Raw genomic sequence first — 18,314 nt, forward strand, 5'->3', positions numbered from 1 at the left:
GCGATGAACCGGGAGCAACGAAGCTCCCTCCCCCCGTCGGGGAGAGGGTTGGGGCGACGGGATTTTCAGCGCTGGCAAGCGAGCTCCGCCTCACCGACCCCGGAGCGTGTCCTCGGGCTCGCCAAAGGCGAGACCCGTGGACGGGCCACCTCTCCCCAATGGGGAGAGGCTTGAAAGTGCCGGGCCCTCGGGCATTCGGTCGTCTCTGAAAAAGGGCGGGCCATCGGCCCTCCCTTTCTGCATCAGCTCCGCACCAGATCGCCCAGCAGGCTGGCCGCCACCGACAGCTTGGAGACGCTGAGCCCCGAGCCGGCGATGTCATGCATGGCGCCGCGCGTGCGCTCCACCTCCGCCCCGCGCGCGTTCGCCCAGGCGGCGACCCCGCCGGCACCGGCACCGAAGCCCTCGATGACCTCGGCGGTGAGCCGCCGCACCGCGATCTCGAAGGCGGCGAGCGCCCGGTCGAAGGCCAGCCGGTCGTAATAATCGCTCACCGACATGCCCCGCGCCGCCGACAGGATGCGGTCGAGCCGGAAATGCAGCCCGACCGCGAAATAGGTCGTCGCCACCTCGGCGAGCGGCGCCTTGGTACGGTCGGCGATCAGCACGATATCGGTGGCGTTCTCCACCGCCGGCAGCCGGGCGATACGGCGCGCCAGCGGCTCCGGCACGCCGGCCTGCGTCCAGTTGGCGATGCGCGCGTCGTGCAGCGCGCGCGTCTCCTCGGGGATGAGCTCGCGCACCGCGCCGGTCAGCGCCTCCACCACCGGCGGCACGCCCGCGGCATAATGCGCCACCAGCTCGTCGAGGCTGCTGCGCAGATCGACATTGCGCAAGAACCAGACGGTGCGGTCCAGCAGCAGTTCCTGCACCACGGCATAGAGATCGAGCTGCACCGCGCCGCGCGTGCGCCCGTCGAGCGCGTCGATGGCGTGGTTGAGCGCATCCACCTCGAAACCGTCGCGCACCGCCGCGAACGCCTTGGCGATGCTGCCGATATCGGCGCCCGTCGCGTCGATCAGCCGGGCGAGGAAGGCCGGCCCGCCCTGGTTGATCATGGCGTTGGACAGCTGGGTGGCGATGATGTCGCGCCGCAGCCGGTGCTGCTCGATGCCGTCCGGGAAGCGCGCATTCAGCTCCGGCGGGAAATAGGCGGTGAGCTCGCGGGCGAGATAGGGATCGTCCGGCACATCGGTGTCGAGCAGGTCGGAATGGGCGGTGAGCTTGGCATAGGCCAGCAGCACTGCCAGCTCCGGCCGGGTCAGCCCCTCGCCGCGGCCGCGCCGCTCGTTGAGCTCGGCGTCGCCGGGCAGGAACTCGACCGCCCGGTCGAGCAGCCCGCGCTCCTCCAGCCGCTGCATCAGCCGCTGGTGGAAGGTGAGCTCGGCATGCGCCCGCCGCTCCGCGAGCGAAAGCGCCAGCGTCTGCAGGTAGTTGTTGCGCAGCACGAGGCTTCCCACCTCGTCGGTCATGCTGGCCAGCAGCGCGGCGCGGGCGTCGGCGTCGAGCCGTCCGTCGCGGCTCGACGGACCGAGGGCGATCTTGATGTTCACCTCGACGTCGGAGGTGTTCACGCCGGCGGAATTGTCGATGGCGTCGGTGTTGAGCCGCACCCCGCGTCTTGCCGCCTCGATGCGCGCGCGCTGGGTGACGCCGAGATTGGCGCCCTCGCCGATCACCTTGGCCCGCACGTCGGAGCCGGCGATGCGCACCGCGTCATTGGCGCGGTCGCCGGCCTGAGCGTCGGTCTCGGTGGAGGCGCGGATATAGGTGCCGATGCCGCCGAACCACAACAGGTCGACCGGCGCCTTCAGGATGGCGCTGATGACCTCGGCCGGCGAGGCGGAGGAGCGGTCGAAGCCCAGCGCCTCGCGGATCGCCGGCGACAGCGGGATGCTCTTGGCCGCGCGGGAATAGATGCCGCCGCCGGGCGAGATCAGCGACTTGTCGTAGTCCTGCCAGCTGGAGCGCGGCAGATCGAACAGCCGCTGGCGCTCGGCGAGCGAGGCGACCGGGTTCGGCGTCGGATCGAGGAAGATGTCGCGATGGTCGAAGGCGGCGACCAGCCTGATGGTGTTCTCCAGCAGCATGCCGTTGCCGAACACGTCGCCCGACATGTCGCCGACGCCCGCCACGGTGAAGGGGGCGACCCGGATGTCGGTGTCCATCTCGCGGAAATGCCGGCGCACCGCCTCCCAGGCGCCGCGGGCGGTGATGCCCATCTTCTTGTGGTCGTAGCCGACCGAGCCGCCGGAGGCGAAGGCGTCGCCGAGCCAGAAGCCGCGCGCCTGCGACAGCGCGTTGGCGGTGTCGGAGAAGGTCGCGGTGCCCTTGTCGGCGGCGACGACCAGATAGGGGTCGTCCTCGTCATGCCGCGTCACCCGCGGCGGATGGTCGATATCGGCGCCGTCGATATTGTCGGTGAGGTCGAGCAGCGAGGAGACGAACAGCTTGTAGGCCTCCGTGCCCTCCGCCTGCACCGCCTCGCGCGGGCCGGAGGGCAGGTGCTTCGGCACGAAGCCGCCCTTGGCGCCCACCGGCACGATCACCGCGTTCTTCACCTGCTGCGCCTTCACGAGGCCCAGCACCTCGGTGCGGAAATCCTGCGGCCGGTCGGACCAGCGCAGGCCGCCGCGCGCCACCCGGCCGAAGCGCAGGTGGATGCCCTCGACCCGCGGGGAATGCACGAAGATCTCGAACAGCGGCCGCGGCAGCGGCAGGCCCTCGACCTTGTGGCTGAGGAACTTCACCGCGATGGTCGGCATCGGCTCGCCGCTCGCCGTGCTCTGGAAGAAGTTGGTACGCACCGCCGCCTCGATCAGGTTGGCGAAGCTGCGCAGGATGCGGTCGTCGTCGAGGCTCGAGACCTCGGCGAGCGCCGTCTCGATCTCCTCGCGGATCGCCGCCTCGCGCGACGCCCGCCCCTCGCCCGTCCGCCCCTCGCTCGCCGACGGGCTGAAGCGGGTATGGAACAGCGCCGCCAGCCGGTCGACGATGGCGGGATGGGCGTTCAGCGCCGTCCAGAGATAGTCCTGGCTATAGGGCGAGCCGATCTGGCGCAGATAGCGGGCGAGCGTGCGCAGCAGCGCGATGTCGCGCCAGTCGAGCCGGGCGTTCAGCACCAGCGCGTTGAAGCCGTCGCTTTCCGCCGCCCCGTGCAGCACCGCCATCAGGCAGGCATGCAGCCGCTGCTCCAGCACGTCGAGCTCGATCTCGCCGCCGCCGCGCCGGGCCAGCACCATGTCGTGCACATAGACCGGCGCCAGCCCCTCGGGAGCGACGGTGAAGGTGCGCTCGTCGACGACGAGGAAGCCCATGGCCTCCAGCAGTGGCACCCGCTCGGAGAGCAGCCGCGGCATCTTGTAGCTCAGCACCTTCAGCCCGATCCGCTCCCGCCCCGCGGAGGCGTCCGGTCGATGGAAGTCGATGGCGACCGGCGCCGCCTCGCCGAGCCGCTCCATCAGCCGCAGGTCGGCAAGGGCGGACTGCGGCGCGTTGGTGTCCTGATAGCCGGGCGGAAAGGCGCGGCCATAGCGTCCGCGCAGCTTTGCCGCCGTCTCCGGCGGATAGACGAGGCCGATGGCGCCGGCGAACACGTCCTCCCAGGTGCGGATGATCTCGGCGACGCGGGCTTCCAGGTCGGCGCGGCCGGGATCGCCCCCGATCTCCTCGTCCCGCTCGATGGTGAAATGCACGCGGGTCAGCGGCCCGTCGAGGAACAGCGGCTTGAAGGCGACCACCTTGCCGCCGAAGCTCGCCGCCAGAAGCTCGCCGATGCGCTGGCGCACCTCCGAGCCGTAGCGGTCGCGCGGCACGAAGACCAGCACCGACACGAAGCGGTCGAAGCGCTCGCGCCACGCCAGCACCCGCACGCGCGGATGTTCGTCGAGCTGGAGAATGGCCAGCGCGAAATGGAACAGCGTGTCGTCGTCGATCTGGAACAGCTCGTCGCGCGGGAAATTCTCCAGCACGCCGGCGAGCGCCTTGCCGGAATGGCTGGAGGGATCGAAACCAGCGCGCTCAATGGTTTTCTGCGTCTTCTCGCGCAGCAGCGGAATCACCGACAGCGAGCTCGTATAGGCGGTGGAGGTGAACAGGCCGGCAATGGCGAGGCCGCCCGTCACCCGACCCTGCGCGTCGTAGCGTTTGACGACGATCACATCCATCCAGGTCCGGCGATGCACCTGGGCAATGGTGCGCGAGCGGGTGACCACCAGCGGGCTGGTCTCCGCCAGCACCCGCGACAGGTCGGTGCTGACCGCCTTGGCGTCGAGCTGCCGGCGGAACAGCCGCATGTCCTCGTCGGCGAGGAGGCCGAGCGCGTCCTCCATGCGGCGGACGAACGGGCCGCCGGACGGATCGCCGAGGTCGTAATGGCGGGTGCCGAGAAAGGTGAAATTGTCGTCGAGCAGCCATTCGAGGAAGGCGATGGCCTCGGCCACCTCGTCCTGCGGCACGCCGGCCGGCGCGGCGCGCAATTCGGCGACCGCCGCCTCCACCTGCGCCAGCATCGGCCGCCAGTCGGCGACGGCGGCACGCACCTGGCCGAGCACGGAGGCCAGCTCGACGGCGAGCGCCTCGCGCTGCGCGGCATCGGAAAGACGCGGGACATGGATATGGATGAGGCTCTCGCGCTTCTGGCGCGGGTCCTTCGGCGCCCCGGTGGCGGCGATGCCCATCAGCGCGCCCTGCCGGTCGCGCTCGACGCGCAGGATCGGATGCACCACCAGCGAGGCGGTAAGATTGTGCTCATGCAGCGCCGACATCACCGAATCGAGCAGGAACGGCATGTCGTCATTGACGATCTCGATGACCGTCGCCTCGCCGAGCCGATCGCCGCCGGCCACCGGCTCCGGCAGCTCCACGCGCACATCCGCGCTTCCGGGCGTGCGCCGGGCAAGATGCTCGAAGGCCCGCCGCGCCAGCGCGGCCAGTTCCTGTGCGGTATAGAGCCGCACATCTTCCGCCACCGCCCGCCCGAACAGACGGCTGGCGAAGCGCGGCGGCATGTCCCCGTCGGTCGCCTGCGTGATCAGGTCCGCCTGTTCCACCAGCTGGCGCGCCGCGCGCTCGTCCTCGCTGGCGAGAAAGCCTTCGACACCCATGTCCGTCTCCTGCCTTTGCGGGTCCACCGGCAATGGCGGCGGCCCGGCACATCGTTCCGCCCGGCTTCTGACGGCCGGATGACGACCGTAGCCCTGTTGCCGGATCGTCACACGAGGCGACGCAGCGTCGTCCGGTTGAGATGTATCAAATTTTACCGCGCCCCGCCGCTTCACAAAGCATCCAGACGGTTCGACGGCGAACCATGGGATCAGCAGGCACAGGGGAAATCACATGTCCAAGGCTCTTCAGGCCATCACGCTCGCCTCGGCGGCCGGCCTCATGGCCCTCGCGGCACCGGCCTTCGCGGCCGACATCGCCACTCCGGTCTACAAGGCGCCGGCGCCGGTGGTGGAGAAGAGCCCCTGGCAGATCCGCCTGCGCCTGCTCGGCGTGTTCCCGGAGGACGGCGGCAAGGTGAACGGCGTGCCGGGTTCGGACCTCGACTATTCCGATTCGGTGGTGCCGGAACTCGATATCACCTACTATTTCACCGATAACTGGGCGGCGGAACTGATCCTCGGCGTCACCCCGCACGACATCGACGGCGCCGGCTCGCTGGCTGGGCTGGGCAAGATCGGCGAGGCCTGGCTGCTGCCGCCGACGCTCACCCTGCAATACCACTTCACCGATTTCGGCGCCTTCAAGCCCTATGTCGGCGCCGGCGTGAACTACACGTTCTTCTTCAACCAGGAGGCCGACGCCGCCGACCAGCTCGACGTGCACGACACCTGGGGCTGGGCGCTGCAGGCCGGCTTCGACTACATGATCGACGACCATTGGGGCTTCAACGTCGACGTGAAGAAGCTGTTCCTGCAGCCCGATTTCGACGTCACCGTGGCTGGCACCGCCCTCACCGGCACCGCTGATCTCAACCCGTGGATCGTCGGCGTCGGCGTTACCTACCGGTTCTGAGCGGCTTGCGCCTGCGTGCTTCGAGGCTCGCCTACGGCTCGCACCTCAGCATGACGCGGATTCGGAAAATAACCTCGTCATGCTGAGGAGGCCGCGCAGCGGCCGTCTCGAAGCACGCAGGCGGCTCCCGCCTTCTCAGTGGCGGAAGTGCCTGACGCCGGTGAACACCATGGCGACATTGGCCTCGTCCGCCGCGGCGATGACGTCGGCGTCGCGAATCGAGCCGCCCGGCTGGATCACCGCCGTCGCGCCCGCCTCGATGGCGGTCAGCAAGCCGTCGGCGAACGGGAAGAACGCATCGGAGGCCACCACGCTGCCGCGGGTCAGCGGCTCGGCGAGCCCCAGCGCCTGCGCCGCGTCGCGGGCCTTCGACGCCGCGATGCGGGCCGAATCGACCCGGCTCATCTGGCCCGCGCCGATGCCGACCGTGGCGAGGTCCTTCGCATAGACGATGGCGTTGGACTTCACATGCTTGGCGACGCGGAAGGCGAAGGCGAGGTCGGCGAGCTCGGCATGGCTCGGCTCCCGCCGGGTCACAACCTTGAGCTCCATATCGTCCACCACCGCATTGTCGCGCGACTGCACCAGCAGCCCGCCGGCCAGCGATTTCACCGCCGTGCCCTTGGCGCGCGGGTCCGGCAGGCCGCCGGTGACGAGCAGGCGCAGGTTCTTCTTGGCGGCGAGGATGGCGACCGCCTCATCGGTGGCGTCGGGGGCGACGATCACCTCGGTGAAGATCTCGACGATGGCCCGCGCCGCCTCGGCGTCGAGCGTGCGATTGAGCGCGACGATGCCGCCGAAGGCGGAGGTCGGGTCGCAGGCCAGCGCCTTGCGATAGGCCGCTTCCAGCGTCTCGCCCTCGGCGACGCCGCAGGGATTGGCGTGCTTGACGATGACCACCGCCGCGGCACGGGCGGGATCGAACTCCGCCACCGCCTCGAAGGCGGCATCGGTGTCGTTGAGATTGTTGTAGGAGAGCGACTTGCCCTGAAGCTGCCGCGCCGTGGCGACGCCCGTCCGCGTGCCGCCGCTCAGATAGAAGGCGGCTTCCTGGTGCGGGTTCTCGCCATAGCGCAGCTCTTCGGCCAGCGTGCCGGCGAAGATCCGCGATTCCGGCGCCTGATCCGCCTCCACCGAGGTGAACCATTCGGCGATCGCCGCGTCATAGGCGGCGGTGCGGGCGAAGGCGGCGCGGGCGAGATGCCGGCGGGTGGCGCCGGTGGTGCCGCCCTCGGTGGCGATCTCGGCGATCACGGTCTCATAGGCGGCGGGGTCCACCACCACGGCGACGTCGCCGTGATTCTTGGCGGCAGCGCGGATCATCGCCGGCCCGCCGACATCGATATTCTCGACGCAGTCGTCGAAGCCGGCGCCGCGCGCCACCGTCGCCTCGAACGGGTAGAGATTGACCACCACGAGGTCGATCGGGCCGATGCCGTGCTCGTCCATCGCCGCCTTGTGCGCGGCGTCGGCGCGCACGGCGAGGATGCCGCCATGCACCTTCGGATGCAGCGTCTTCACCCGCCCGTCCATCATTTCGGGAAAGCCGGTGAGCTCGGAGACGTCGAGCACCTTCAGCCCCGCCTCCTTGAGCGCGCGGCTGGTGCCGCCGGTCGAGACCAGCTCGACGCCATGCGCGGCGAGCTTGCGGGCGAAGTCGACGAGGCCCGTCTTGTCGGAGACCGAGAGCAGCGCGCGGGTGATGGGGCGAATGTCGAGCGACATGATGGCGGCCAGAGCTTGTTGCGGATCGGCTGGGCCGTATCACGTATCGCCGGCCGCGTGAACCTTCGGCCGGCGCAGGGCTGGCACGCAAGAGCAGGGCGAGGCTGGCGGAACAGGCTCAGCCGCGGCTGGCCTCCTGCACCCGCACGAAGGTCCAGGCGACGCGCGGGCGCTGGCGGGCCTGCCCCGTCACCACGATCTGCTCGGCCCGGCGCGGCCCGCCATGGGCGGCGAGATAGACGCTCTCCTCGATGCTCACCGGGCACTCGGGCGCCTCGAACACCCAGTCGTCGCCGTCCGGCAGCGTGAGATAGACCGTCTGCCCGTCCGCCGCCCGCGCCGCCTTCACGGCGGGGTGCAGATGGAAGCGGATGGCATAGAGGTCGCGCCGGTCGCCTGGGAGTTCCTCGCCCTGCGCGGCGCGAAACAGGTCCTCGCCGTCGAGGCAGGTGCCGTCCGCCGACAGCCGCCACGAGCGCTGGTGCACGATGCCGAGCCGACGGGCATAGCCGTCATGGCTGGCGCGCAGCACGTCGGCGCCGCCGCGCTCGGAGCGGTCGACATGGATGTCGGTCGGCCCGTCCACCACCGGCGTGCCGCACAGCTTCATGGCGAATCCGCCGGTCACGAAGCGGCAGGACGAGCTCTCGGCCAGCGTGGCGGTGGAATGGGCCGCCGTCTGCCGGGCCAGCGCGCGCCAGCTCTCATGCGCCGGCGTCGGGGCTCCGCAATTCACCACCACCCGGTTGCGCCCGGAGGACATCTCGAAGGACAGGCAGCCGGCATGCGCCTCGTGGCTGAGCAGCAGCGGCGGCGGGCAGCCGGTATCGGCGATCAGCACCGTGCCGCCGGCCTCCAGCCGCTGATAGCCGGAATAGGGCGCGTTGGAGACCGGCCGGCCGCGCGCGTCGTCATAGGCCAGCACCACGGCCAGCCCGTCGGCCGGCGTCGGGCCCATGCCGTTGAAATGCGCGAACGCGCCGTCGACATGACGGAAGAAGCGCAGCATCGGCATCATGCGGTCGATGGCATTGACCAGCACCGGCGGCGGCGCCACCTGCCGCGCCTCGAAGCACTGCCGCAGCGGCAGCAGGTCCAGCAGCAGCTCGATCAGCATGCCGGGATTGCGGCTGGCCGGCCCGCCATCGGCGAGCACCTGCCGCTCCAGCTCCTCGGTCAGCCGGCGCTGGGCCGAGCGCAGCAGCCGCGGCTGGTCGGCCATGCACAGGCCAGCGAAGCTCAGCGCCACCGCGCAGCCGAGCCGCGCCCGTCCGTCGCGCGCATAACGCCCGACGCTCTTCAGGTAGCGCGCCTGCTGCGAGAGGCAGCGCAGGAACCGGCGATGGAAGCTGGCATCGGCGTCCTTGAGGATCAGCGGCGCCTGCGACAGCCAGTTGATCATCCGCCGCGCCGCCACCTCCGGCTCGGAGGCCGCCGGCAGGCGCGGGCCGCGCAGGTTGATCCAGTCGCCGACCAGCGCGCGCGCATTGGCGCGGGCGATGGCGGTGTCGGAGGCCTGCAAATGGCGCAGCCAGCCGAACGACATCAATGCCTGCGCCCATTCGCGCGAGGGCGGCTCGACCTCGAAGGGCGAGGCGCCGCCGGTTTCCACCGCCTTGCCGGCGAAGGCGAATCGCCCGGCATAGATCTCGGCGGCACGGCTGGCATCGCCGGCGCGCAGGTCCTGCGGCGCGAACATCAGCCGCCCGGACACCGGCAGCGAGGCCGTCCACCAGCCGAAGAGCGGATGCGCCAGCGCGCGGACCGCCAGCGTCCGCCAGCCGAGTTCGGCCACGCGCATCGCCCGCCGGGCACGATCGGCCAATCCGTCGCGGCTCATCGACGCCGCATCCTCTGGAATCGTTCGGGCAACCGGCACCCTCCCAGGTTCCGCCAGATTGTTCGCCGCCAGATTACTTGAGCCCTGACCCGCGTCCACCGTCGTCCGCTCCTTCACGGGGCGTCCGACGCATCGCGGCGCCGCAGGCGGGCGGCGTAGAAGCCGTCGAGCCCGGCGCGGCGCGGGTCGTCATGCGGCAGATGGAACGGCAATGTGCGCACCTCGCCGGCGGCGTTCAGCCATTCGGCGGCGATGCCGTTCTCGCCCGGCGCCACCGGCAGGCGTTCGAAATCCCCGCGCGCGGCCAGCAGCGCCTCGACCTGGCGTTCGCCCTCCTCCGGCTCCAGCGAGCAGGTGGAATAGACCAGCACGCCGCCGGGACGGACGAGGTCGGCCGCATGGCGCAGGATGCGGGACTGCAGCGCGCACAGGCTGGCAATGTCGGCCGGCGCCTTGGACCAGGCGACGTCGGGATGGCGGCGGATGGTGCCGGTCGCCGAGCAGGGCGCGTCGATCAGCACCGCGTCGAACGGCCCTCCATTCTCCGTGCCGACTTGCCAGCTCGCCGCGTCCGCCTCCACCACCTCGGCGGAAAGGCCGAGGCGGGCGAGGTTCTGGCCGAGCCGCTTCAGGCGGGCGCCGGAACGGTCGAGCGCGGTCACGCGGGCGCCGGTGGCGGCGAGCTGGGCGGTCTTGCCGCCGGGCGCCGCGCAGAGATCGGCGACCCGCATGCCGGGACCGGCATCGATCAGCCGGGCGGGAATCGCCGCCGCCGCGTCCTGCACCCACCAGGCGCCCTCGGAGAAGCCCGGCAGCGCGGTGATGTTGCCGGCCTCGATCAGCCGCACCGTGCCGGTCGGCAGCAGCTCGCCTCCGAGCCGTTCGGCCCACAGGGCGGGATCGGCCTTCACCGTGATGTCGAGCGGCGCCTCGCTGCCCATGGCGCGGGCGATCGCCTCGGCGGTCTCGATGCCATAGGCGGCGGCCCAGCCGCGGACCAGCCATTCCGGCATGTCCTGCACGGTGCGGGCGGCGAGCCGTTCGCTTCCCTCGCGGGCGATGCGGCGCAGCACGGCGTTGATGAGGCCCTTGAAGCCGGCGGTCGACGCCGCTTCGCCGGCGAGCTCGACGCTGGTCGCCACCGCTGCGTGGTCCGGCACATCCATGAACAGGATCTGCGCCGCGCCGATCAGCAGCAGCGTCTCGATGCGGCGCGCCTTTTCCGGCAGCGGCTTTTCCATCAGGCCGGCGATGAGCGCGCGCAGCGAGCCGAGACGGCGCAGCGTCGTCGCCGCGATCATGCGGGAGAGCCCGCGGTCGCGGTCGTCGAGGTCGCGGGCGAGCCGCTCCATCGCCTCTTCCAGCGGCCGGCCATTGACCAGCACGGCGTCGAGGGCGTCGGCCGCGGCGCGCCGGGCGGCGAGGCCCGGCAGGGTCGGGGCGGATGGAGGGCGGCGCGGACGGCGGGGCGATTCGCTCATCTTTGTCCGACTAGGCCGGACCGGCGCGGAACGCAACCGCCCGCCGCCGGCTTGTCGGCATACGGGGCTTGTCGAAGCGCGCGAGATTGGCTCCTATGCGCCACCCGTGAACCCATCCCCGCGCGGGGCGCACCGCCCCGTCCGCTCCCGTGACCCGAAGCCCGCAGGCACGATATCATCTGATGCCCCATCTCATCCTGATCGCCGATATCGGCGGAACCTCCTCCCGCCTCGCCCTGGTGGGTCCCGACGGCCGCCCCGAGGATGTGCGCATCCACCGCAACGATGCCTTTTCCGGCTTCGAGGCGTTGATCGAGGCCGATCTCGCAACCCGCGACGCGGCGGCGGACGATGTCGGCGGCGCGGTGCTGGCCATTGCCGGCCCGGCGGATGGCGAGCATGTGCGGCTGACCAACCGCGACTGGTCCTTCGCCAAGGAGGAGCTGCGCCGCCGCTTCGGCTGGCAGAAGCTGCTCGGCGTCAATGATTTCGAGGCGCTGGCCTATGGCGTGCCCGCGCTCGGGCCGGACGACCTCGTTGCGGTGGGCGGCGGGATTGCCGCCGAGGGCGCGCCGATGCTGGTCTGCGGGCCGGGCACCGGCTTCGGCGTCGCCGGCCTGCTGAAGACGGGCGACGATTTCCGCGCCGTCACCGGCGAGGGCGGCCATGCCCGTCTCGGCGCCACCAATACCGAGGAGGCCCGGCTCATCGCCCATATGGTGCGCGAGCTCGGCCCGGTGGTGGTGGAGCATGCGCTCTCCGGCTCCGGCCTCGCCCGCATTCACCGCGTGCTCACCGGCGAGCGGCTGGCGCCGGAGCAGGTGATCACCGCCGCCATCCAGGGCGACGTCGACGCGCGCGAGACCTGCAACACCTTCCTGCGGCTGTTCGGCCGTATCGCCGGCGATTTCGCGCTGACCTTCGACGCCCGCGGCGGCGTCTATCTTGCCGGCGGCGTCTCGGCCGGCCTGCTGCCCTTCTATGAGGGTTCGCCGTTCCGCGCCGCCTTCGAGGAGCATCCTCCGCTCGACCCGCGGCTGATCGCGACGCCGGTGCATGTCGTCACCCACCCGACGCCGGGCCTGCTCGGCTGCGGCCAGCTCGGCGGCCGTCTTGCGCGCGAGCTGGTGGGCTAGCGGACAGCCGGGCGCGGCGGCAGCTTGGAGAACGCGACCGCGTCGGCGGCATCGGCGACCGCCGCGGGGTCGAGGCCCATGCCGGCGAGCGTCGCGGCGATATGGACGGGCAGCGGCGCGCGGGCATCCACCGCCGGGCGCCCCTTCGGCTGCGGCACCACCACCCGGCGGGAATGCAGGTGCAGGATCGGCCCGCCCGGCAGGCGCGAGGCGCCGCCATAGATGCTGTCGCCGAGGATCGGATGGCCGATGGCGTCGAGATGCACCCGCAATTGATGGGTACGCCCGGTCAGCGGGGAGAGCGCCAGCACCGACAGCCCCTCGCCCGTGCCGATCAGCTCCCATTCGGAGATCGCCTCCTGCCCGGAAGGGTCGACCGCCATCCACCAGCCCCGATGCGGCGAGCGCTTGGCGAGCTTCAGCTCGATGCGCCCGCGCCGCTCGGCCGGCACGCCCCTGGCCACCGCGATATAGGTCTTGCCCACCGTACCCACGGCGAAGGCCCGGCCGAGATCGGCCAGCGCCTTGCGGTGGCGGCCGAGCACCAGGCAGCCGGACGTGTCCTTGTCGAGCCGGTGCGCCAGCTCCGGCGGGTTCGGCAGGCCGAAGCGCAGCGCGCCGAGATGGTCGGCGAGCGTCTCGCCGCCCTTGGGTCCCTTGTGCACCGGCAGGCCGGCGGGCTTGTCGATGATCAGCATCATCGCGTCGCGGTGAAGCACCCGCGCCGCGATGTCGGGAATGGACGGATCGGCAGCAGGGCCGGGAGCGGCGGGGCCGGGCATTTCTGGGCGGAGCATTTCTGGGCGGGGCATGTCTGGGCTCATGCCCTCTCTGAGCACAAGCCCGCCCCGCCGTCGAGGCTGTCGGCGCGATCGCGCGTCAGCTCTTCTTCAGTTCCTGGTGCACGTCGAGGGTCGAGCGCACACCGATATCGTCGAAATGATGCTCGATGAAGCTATCGGCCGCCTCGCGCCCGATATCGCGCAGGAACAGCAGGAACTCCCATTCGGAGTTCATCTTGGTGGACGCGTCGAGCGCGACCAGCTTCTCCGCGCCGTCGATGCGATGCATGCGCAGATTGCGGTAGCCGTCATTTCCGTCGCCCTTGTGGTTGAGCTTGCCCTGGCCCAGCAGGCGGGTGACGAATTCGGCGGCGCGCAGCTGTGCCAGCAGCGAGGCGTTGAAGGTGATCTCGTTCATCCGGTTCTGGATGTCGCGGGCGGTCTTCGGCGTCTCGCGGCGGATGATCGGGTTGATCTGGACCAGCACGATGTCGTCGGTCTTCACCGCGTCGTAGAACGGGAACATCGCCGGGTTGCCCATGTAGCCGCCGTCCCAATAGGGCACGCCGTCGATCTCCACCGCCTGGAACATGAAAGGCAGGCAGGCCGACGCCATGATCGAGGCCGGCGTCAGCTCGTGCTTGGCGAAGATCTTCACCTTGCCGGTGTGCACGTTGGTGGCGCTGACGAAGACATGCACATGGTTGCAGGCCTGCACCGCGTCGAAATCGACGTGCTCCTCGATCAGGTCCATCAGCGGATTGATGTTCAGCGGATTGAGGTCGTAGGGCGAGAAGAACCGGCTCATCACGTCCATGGCGATATAGGCCGGGTTCATGTTGAGCGACCAGTTGCCCATCATCCGGTCGAGCAGGGTGCGCTGGAGCGGACTGGTGCGCCCGTCCTTCGAGACCGCGCGCCAATATTTCGCCAGCGCCTCGCGCCCGCCCTCATTGCCGCCGCTCGCTAGGCCGGAGGCCAGCACCGCGGCATTCATCGCGCCGGCGCTGGTGCCGGAAATACCTTCGACGACGATGCGCCCGTCCTCCAGCAGGCGGTCGAGCACCCCCCAGGTGAAGGCGCCATGCGCGCCGCCGCCCTGCAAGGCGAGGTTGATCGGCTTGAGGCTCGGCTTGGCCGCCTCGGCCTTGGCCGAAGCGGTGGAATTGGTGTCGCGGCGCACCGCCGCCTCGCCGACCGGCCCCTGCACCGACATCGCCGTGGCGACGGTCGCGGTCTTCACCGTCTCGCTGCCCGAAGCGGCCGCGGGAGCCGCCGGCGGCTTGGATGCCGCCTCCTTTGGAGACGACGCCTTCGGAGGTGTCGCCTTTGGAGGTGCCGCCTTGGGCGCCGGCGCCTTGGCCGCGGGGGTTTTAGCCACGGGGGTCTTGGCGGTCGGCGGCTTGGCAGCAGGCGGATTGGCGATCGGCGGCTTGGATGCCGCCTCCTTTGGCGCCGGCTGGCTTACTGCCGCCGCCTTGGGCGCGGGCATCTCGGGCGCGGACTCCTCGGTCACTGCCTTGGCAGCGGGCGCCTTGGCAGGAGGCGCTTTAGGAGGTGCCTTGGCAGCGGACGCCCTGGGAGGCGCCGCCTTCTTGACGACCGGCTTCTCGGATTCCGGCAGGGTGACGGCCGACGGCGCCTCACCGGCGGAACCGCCGGTGACAACGGGCTTCCTGCCACCGGTCTTGGTGGCGGCAGGACGCCGAGGCTTTGAATTGTCGGCCAAAATCTTATCTCCCGGATTATTCGGCGACCCAGCCGCCGTCGATCTGCTGCAGCGAGCCGGTGATCGACTTGGCGCTCTCACCGCACAGGAACACCGCCAGCGCGGCCACTTCCTCCACCGTGACGAATTCCTTGGTCGGCTGCGCGGCGAGCAGCACGTCGTGCTTCACCTGCTCCTCGGTCATGCCGCGGGCCTTGGCGGTGTCGGGAATCTGCTTCTCCACCAGCGGCGTCCACACATAGCCGGGGCAGATGGCGTTGCAGGTGATGCCGAAGGTCGCGGTCTCCAGCGCCACCGTCTTGGTCAGGCCGGCAATGCCGTGCTTGGCCGAGACATAGGCCGACTTGAAGGGCGAAGCAACCAGCGCGTGTGCCGAGGCGGTGTTGACGATGCGACCCCATTTGCGCGCCTTCATGCCCGGCACGGCGGCCTTGATGGCGTGGAACGCGGCCGACAGGTTCAGCGAGATGATGAGGTCCCACTTGTCGTCCGGGAAGTCCTCGATCGGGTCGACATGCTGGACGCCGGCATTGTTCACGAGAATGTCGACCGAGCCGAGATTCTCCTCGGCGAATTTTACGAGGGCGGCGCATTCCGAGCCCTTGGTCAGGTCGGCGGCGGAATAGATCGCCTTCACCCCGAACTCGCTCTCGATGCCGGAGCGCTCCTTCTCGATCGCCGCCGCGTCGCCGAAGCCGTTCAGCGTGACGTTCACGCCCTCCGCTGCCAGCCCACGGGCGATGGCGAGGCCGATCCCGCTGGTCGAGCCGGTGACGACGGCGTTCTTACCCTTGAGCATCGATAGTTCTCCTGACCTGACCTGCGGTGCCGGCCACATGCGGCACCGCACACGGGCGGTGCCGGCTCGCGCTCGCGCCCGGCCGTTCCCATATGAAACACGCTAGCATGGCCTGATGCCGTTGCCAGCCCCGTCGCGCTGCCGGCAAACCATGGCTGCGAATACGGTTTCCCGTTTCCTATCCGTCAGCTACGATCCTTTCATGACCGCCTCGACCGCCGCCCACCACGATCACGACCACACCGCCTGCGTGGCGGAAGTGCTGGCGCGCGCGCAATCCTGCTGCGATGCGAGCGGCGGCCGCCTCACCCCGCTGCGCCGGCGCGTGCTGGAAACGCTGGCGCAGAGCCACATACCGCTCGGCGCCTATGATCTGGTGGAAAAGCTCGGCACCGCCGGCGAGCGCCCGCCGCCGATGTCGGTCTATCGCGCACTGGACTTTCTGGTCGCCGAGGGGCTCGCCCACCGCATCGAGAGCCGCAACGCCTTCCTCGCCTGCGGCCGCGCCCACGAGGCCGATGACGTTATCGTGTTCCTGATCTGCGAGCGCTGCGGCCTTACCGACGAGGTCGCCTCGCATGCGATCGGCCGCGACATCGCCTGGGCGGCCCGCGCGGCCGGATTCACGCCGCGCACCCCGGTGCTGGAGATCGCCGGCACCTGCGCGCGCTGCCGCGCCGAGGCAAGCGTGCCGGAGGCAGCCGCGCCCGCCAACGGTTGACGGCGGCGGTTGACGGCGGCCGGCGCCGGCCTTACGTCCAGTCCAGCCGCCGCGCCGCCGGAAACCTTTGCCATGCTCCCCGAGCCCGCCGCCCACCCAGCCCAGATTCAGCCTGCCCCGGCCCAGCCCGCCCCTATCGTCGCGCCCGAGCTGGAGGCCGCCGGCCCGCGCGAACGGCGCCTCACCGTGCCGGTACGGGTCGGCAATGTCACGGTCGGCGGAGGGGCGCCGGTGGTCGTGCAGTCGATGACCAACACCGATACCGCCGACGCCGAGGGCACCGCCCGCCAGGTGGCGGCGCTGGCCCGCGCCGGCTCGGAGCTGGTGCGCATCACCGTCGACCGCGAGGAATCCGCCCGCGCCGTGCCGGAAATCCGCGAGCGTCTCGCCCGCATGGGGCTCGACACCCCGCTGGTCGGTGACTTCCACTATAATGGCCACCTGCTGCTGGCGAACCACCCGGACTGTGCGCAGGCGCTGGCGAAATACCGCATCAATCCCGGCAATGTCGGCTTCGGCGACAAGCGCGACCGCCACTTCGCCACCATCGTCGAGATCGCCATCAGGCACGGCAAGCCGGTGCGCATCGGCGCCAATTGGGGTTCGCTCGACGACGACCTGCTGACGCGGCTGATGGACGAGAACGCCCGCCTGCCGCGCCCGGCGGAAGCCCGCGCCGTCACCCGCGAGGCGCTGGTGCGCTCGGCGCTGCTCTCCGCCGCACTGGCCGAGGAGATCGGCCTGCCCCGCGACAAGATCATCCTCTCCGCCAAGGTGTCGGCGGTGCAGGACCTGATCACCGTCTATGCCGAGCTCGCCCGCCGCGCCGATTACGCGCTGCATCTCGGGTTGACCGAGGCCGGCATGGGCTCCAAGGGCATCGTCGCCTCCACCGCCGCCATGGGCGTGCTGCTGCAGCAGGGCATCGGCGACACCATCCGCGTCTCGCTCACCCCCGAGCCCGGCGGCGACCGCACCCGCGAGGTGACGGTGGCGCAGGAAATGCTGCAGACCATGGGCCTGCGCACCTTCGTGCCGCTGGTCGCCGCCTGCCCCGGCTGCGGGCGCACCACCTCGACCACCTTCCAGGAGCTCGCCTTCGAGGTGCAGGACTTCATCCGCACCTCGATGCCGGAATGGAAGAAGCACTATCCCGGCGTCGAGACGCTGAACGTCGCGGTGATGGGCTGCATCGTCAACGGGCCGGGCGAGTCCAAGCACGCCGATATCGGCATCTCGCTGCCCGGCACCGGCGAATTCCCCACCGCCCCGGTCTATATCGACGGCAAGAAGGCGATGACCCTGCGTGGGCCCTCGCTGCGCGACGATTTCAAGAAGATCGTCGAGGACTATGTGGCCCGGCGGTTCTCGGTCCAGCGCGCGGGTGCCGGGGTGGACGCGGCGGAGTGACGTTGGCCAACAGGAATATCATTATGCGTCAACACAATCCCGCATCGGATAACCCGATATTGGCCATATGGAATGTGCAAAAAGAAATTCGTGACCTTGGTAGTCAGATTGGTCTCATCGCGAGCTTTCTTGTTCTCGCATCGCTCGGCAATTTAACCTTGCTAGCCTTGATCCTTTGGCGTGCCTGGTAGGAGATCATGTCGCCATTCTGTCATCCCGGCCGCAGGCGCAGCCGGAGAGCCGGGATCGTGTGAAAGTCTTCCAATGCCGGAAGCGGCCGTATGAAGCGCTTCTTCGTCTACATGCTCGCGACCCGGATTGATGGCCCTCTCTACGTCGGCGTCACCAGCGACCTGCCGAAGCGCGTCTTCGAGCATCGAACGCATGCCGTGCCGGGCTTCACCGCCCGCTACAATATCGACCGACTTGTCTGGTTCGAGGCGCATGACGATGCCGAAAGCGCCATCCTGCGTGAGAAGCGCGTCAAGCGCTGGCGGCGCGAGTGGAAGATCGCGCTGATCGAACGGGAAAATCCAGAGTGGCGCGACCGCTTCGATGAGGTCTCGTTCTGACACGAAGATGCCGAGCCCGGTCGCGGACGATCCCGGCTCTCCGGCTGCGCCTGCGGCCGGGATGACGAGGAACAAGGTTATCCAGGCGATATCTACCTCCC

Annotated in this window: 12 protein-coding genes; 5 read left to right on the plus strand and 7 right to left on the minus strand. The window is 70.0% G+C overall.

Translation table 11 applies throughout. The features are described from left to right. Positions 1 to 242 precede the first annotated feature (242 nt). Positions 243 to 5,105 (minus strand): NAD-glutamate dehydrogenase, encoded by a 4,863-nt coding sequence (locus AC1RU4_RS21890; protein WP_492893266.1) that lies wholly within the window; start codon positions 5,103 to 5,105, stop codon positions 243 to 245. A 232-nt stretch (positions 5,106 to 5,337) separates the two neighbouring features. Between AC1RU4_RS21890 and AC1RU4_RS21895 the strand changes: the two genes are divergently transcribed. Then, complete coding sequence (locus tag AC1RU4_RS21895) at positions 5,338 to 6,018, plus strand: OmpW/AlkL family protein (protein WP_492893267.1); 681 nt, start codon at positions 5,338 to 5,340, stop codon at positions 6,016 to 6,018. 135 nt (positions 6,019 to 6,153) lie between these two features. Here AC1RU4_RS21895 and purH read toward each other — a convergent pair whose 3' ends face one another. The 3 genes from purH to rsmB form a co-directional block, all read right to left on the minus strand. Continuing rightward, entirely contained in the window at positions 6,154 to 7,743 is a 1,590-nt protein-coding gene (gene purH / locus AC1RU4_RS21900) for a bifunctional phosphoribosylaminoimidazolecarboxamide formyltransferase/IMP cyclohydrolase (RefSeq protein ID WP_492893268.1), read from the minus strand. A 118-nt stretch (positions 7,744 to 7,861) separates the two neighbouring features. Beyond that, positions 7,862 to 9,583 carry a heparinase II/III family protein gene (locus tag AC1RU4_RS21905; protein ID WP_492893269.1) on the minus strand — a complete coding sequence of 574 codons (1,722 nt, stop codon included), beginning with the start codon at positions 9,581 to 9,583 and terminating at the stop codon, positions 7,862 to 7,864. A gap of 113 nt (positions 9,584 to 9,696) precedes the next feature. Next, the gene (rsmB, locus tag AC1RU4_RS21910; RefSeq protein ID WP_492893270.1) at positions 9,697 to 11,064 is read right to left on the minus strand and encodes a 16S rRNA (cytosine(967)-C(5))-methyltransferase RsmB; all 1,368 of its coding nucleotides are present in this window, start codon (positions 11,062 to 11,064) and stop codon (positions 9,697 to 9,699) included. Positions 11,065 to 11,246: 182 nt separating this feature from the next. Between rsmB and AC1RU4_RS21915 the strand changes: the two genes are divergently transcribed. Continuing rightward, positions 11,247 to 12,200, plus strand: coding sequence for a glucokinase (locus AC1RU4_RS21915; RefSeq protein ID WP_492893271.1), 954 nt, complete (start codon positions 11,247 to 11,249; stop codon positions 12,198 to 12,200). On the opposite strand, the gene AC1RU4_RS21920 is transcribed toward AC1RU4_RS21915, so the two are convergent. The 3 genes from AC1RU4_RS21920 to AC1RU4_RS21930 all read right to left on the minus strand — a co-directional run bounded on the left by AC1RU4_RS21920 (position 12,197) and on the right by AC1RU4_RS21930 (position 15,510). Then, entirely contained in the window at positions 12,197 to 12,982 is a 786-nt protein-coding gene (locus AC1RU4_RS21920) for an RluA family pseudouridine synthase (RefSeq protein ID WP_492893346.1), read from the minus strand. The two genes, AC1RU4_RS21915 and AC1RU4_RS21920, sit on opposite strands and share 4 nt — an antisense overlap. Positions 12,983 to 13,079: 97 nt before the next feature. After that, positions 13,080 to 14,474 carry a patatin-like phospholipase family protein gene (locus AC1RU4_RS21925; protein ID WP_492893272.1) on the minus strand — a complete coding sequence of 465 codons (1,395 nt, stop codon included), beginning with the start codon at positions 14,472 to 14,474 and terminating at the stop codon, positions 13,080 to 13,082. Between the two features lie 253 nt (positions 14,475 to 14,727). Continuing rightward, positions 14,728 to 15,510, minus strand: coding sequence for a 3-hydroxybutyrate dehydrogenase (locus AC1RU4_RS21930; RefSeq protein ID WP_492893273.1), 783 nt, complete (start codon positions 15,508 to 15,510; stop codon positions 14,728 to 14,730). 202 nt (positions 15,511 to 15,712) lie between these two features. Between AC1RU4_RS21930 and AC1RU4_RS21935 the strand changes: the two genes are divergently transcribed. The 3 genes from AC1RU4_RS21935 to AC1RU4_RS21945 all read left to right on the plus strand — a co-directional run bounded on the left by AC1RU4_RS21935 (position 15,713) and on the right by AC1RU4_RS21945 (position 18,213). Beyond that, complete coding sequence (locus AC1RU4_RS21935; protein ID WP_492893274.1) at positions 15,713 to 16,231, plus strand: Fur family transcriptional regulator; 519 nt, start codon at positions 15,713 to 15,715, stop codon at positions 16,229 to 16,231. Between the two features lie 72 nt (positions 16,232 to 16,303). Then, on the plus strand, positions 16,304 to 17,641 hold the full coding sequence (ispG, locus tag AC1RU4_RS21940) for a flavodoxin-dependent (E)-4-hydroxy-3-methylbut-2-enyl-diphosphate synthase (protein ID WP_492893275.1): 1,338 nt from the start codon (positions 16,304 to 16,306) through the stop codon (positions 17,639 to 17,641). Positions 17,642 to 17,922: 281 nt separating this feature from the next. Next, positions 17,923 to 18,213, plus strand: coding sequence for a GIY-YIG nuclease family protein (locus tag AC1RU4_RS21945; protein WP_492893276.1), 291 nt, complete (start codon positions 17,923 to 17,925; stop codon positions 18,211 to 18,213). Positions 18,214 to 18,314: the final 101 nt, after the last annotated feature.

The sequence above is a fragment of the Ancylobacter sp. GW821-FHT10E12 genome (genome assembly GCF_058809335.1).

Bases quoted from the DNA above. Each gene is read 5' to 3' on its own strand.
- ispG (WP_492893275.1), top strand. From the start codon at position 16,304: ATGCTCCCCGAGCCCGCCGCCCACCCAGCCCAGATTCAGCCTGCCCCG.
- AC1RU4_RS21930 (WP_492893273.1), bottom strand. From the start codon at position 15,510: ATGCTCAAGGGTAAGAACGCCGTCGTCACCGGCTCGACCAGCGGGATC.
- AC1RU4_RS21945 (WP_492893276.1), top strand. From the start codon at position 17,923: ATGAAGCGCTTCTTCGTCTACATGCTCGCGACCCGGATTGATGGCCCT.
- AC1RU4_RS21935 (WP_492893274.1), top strand. From the start codon at position 15,713: ATGACCGCCTCGACCGCCGCCCACCACGATCACGACCACACCGCCTGC.
- rsmB (WP_492893270.1), bottom strand. From the start codon at position 11,064: ATGAGCGAATCGCCCCGCCGTCCGCGCCGCCCTCCATCCGCCCCGACC.
- AC1RU4_RS21905 (WP_492893269.1), bottom strand. From the start codon at position 9,583: ATGAGCCGCGACGGATTGGCCGATCGTGCCCGGCGGGCGATGCGCGTG.
- purH (WP_492893268.1), bottom strand. From the start codon at position 7,743: ATGTCGCTCGACATTCGCCCCATCACCCGCGCGCTGCTCTCGGTCTCC.
- AC1RU4_RS21920 (WP_492893346.1), bottom strand. From the start codon at position 12,982: ATGCCCGGCCCCGCCGCTCCCGGCCCTGCTGCCGATCCGTCCATTCCC.
- AC1RU4_RS21915 (WP_492893271.1), top strand. From the start codon at position 11,247: ATGCCCCATCTCATCCTGATCGCCGATATCGGCGGAACCTCCTCCCGC.
- AC1RU4_RS21925 (WP_492893272.1), bottom strand. From the start codon at position 14,474: ATGCCCGCGCCCAAGGCGGCGGCAGTAAGCCAGCCGGCGCCAAAGGAG.
- AC1RU4_RS21890 (WP_492893266.1), bottom strand. From the start codon at position 5,105: ATGGGTGTCGAAGGCTTTCTCGCCAGCGAGGACGAGCGCGCGGCGCGC.
- AC1RU4_RS21895 (WP_492893267.1), top strand. From the start codon at position 5,338: ATGTCCAAGGCTCTTCAGGCCATCACGCTCGCCTCGGCGGCCGGCCTC.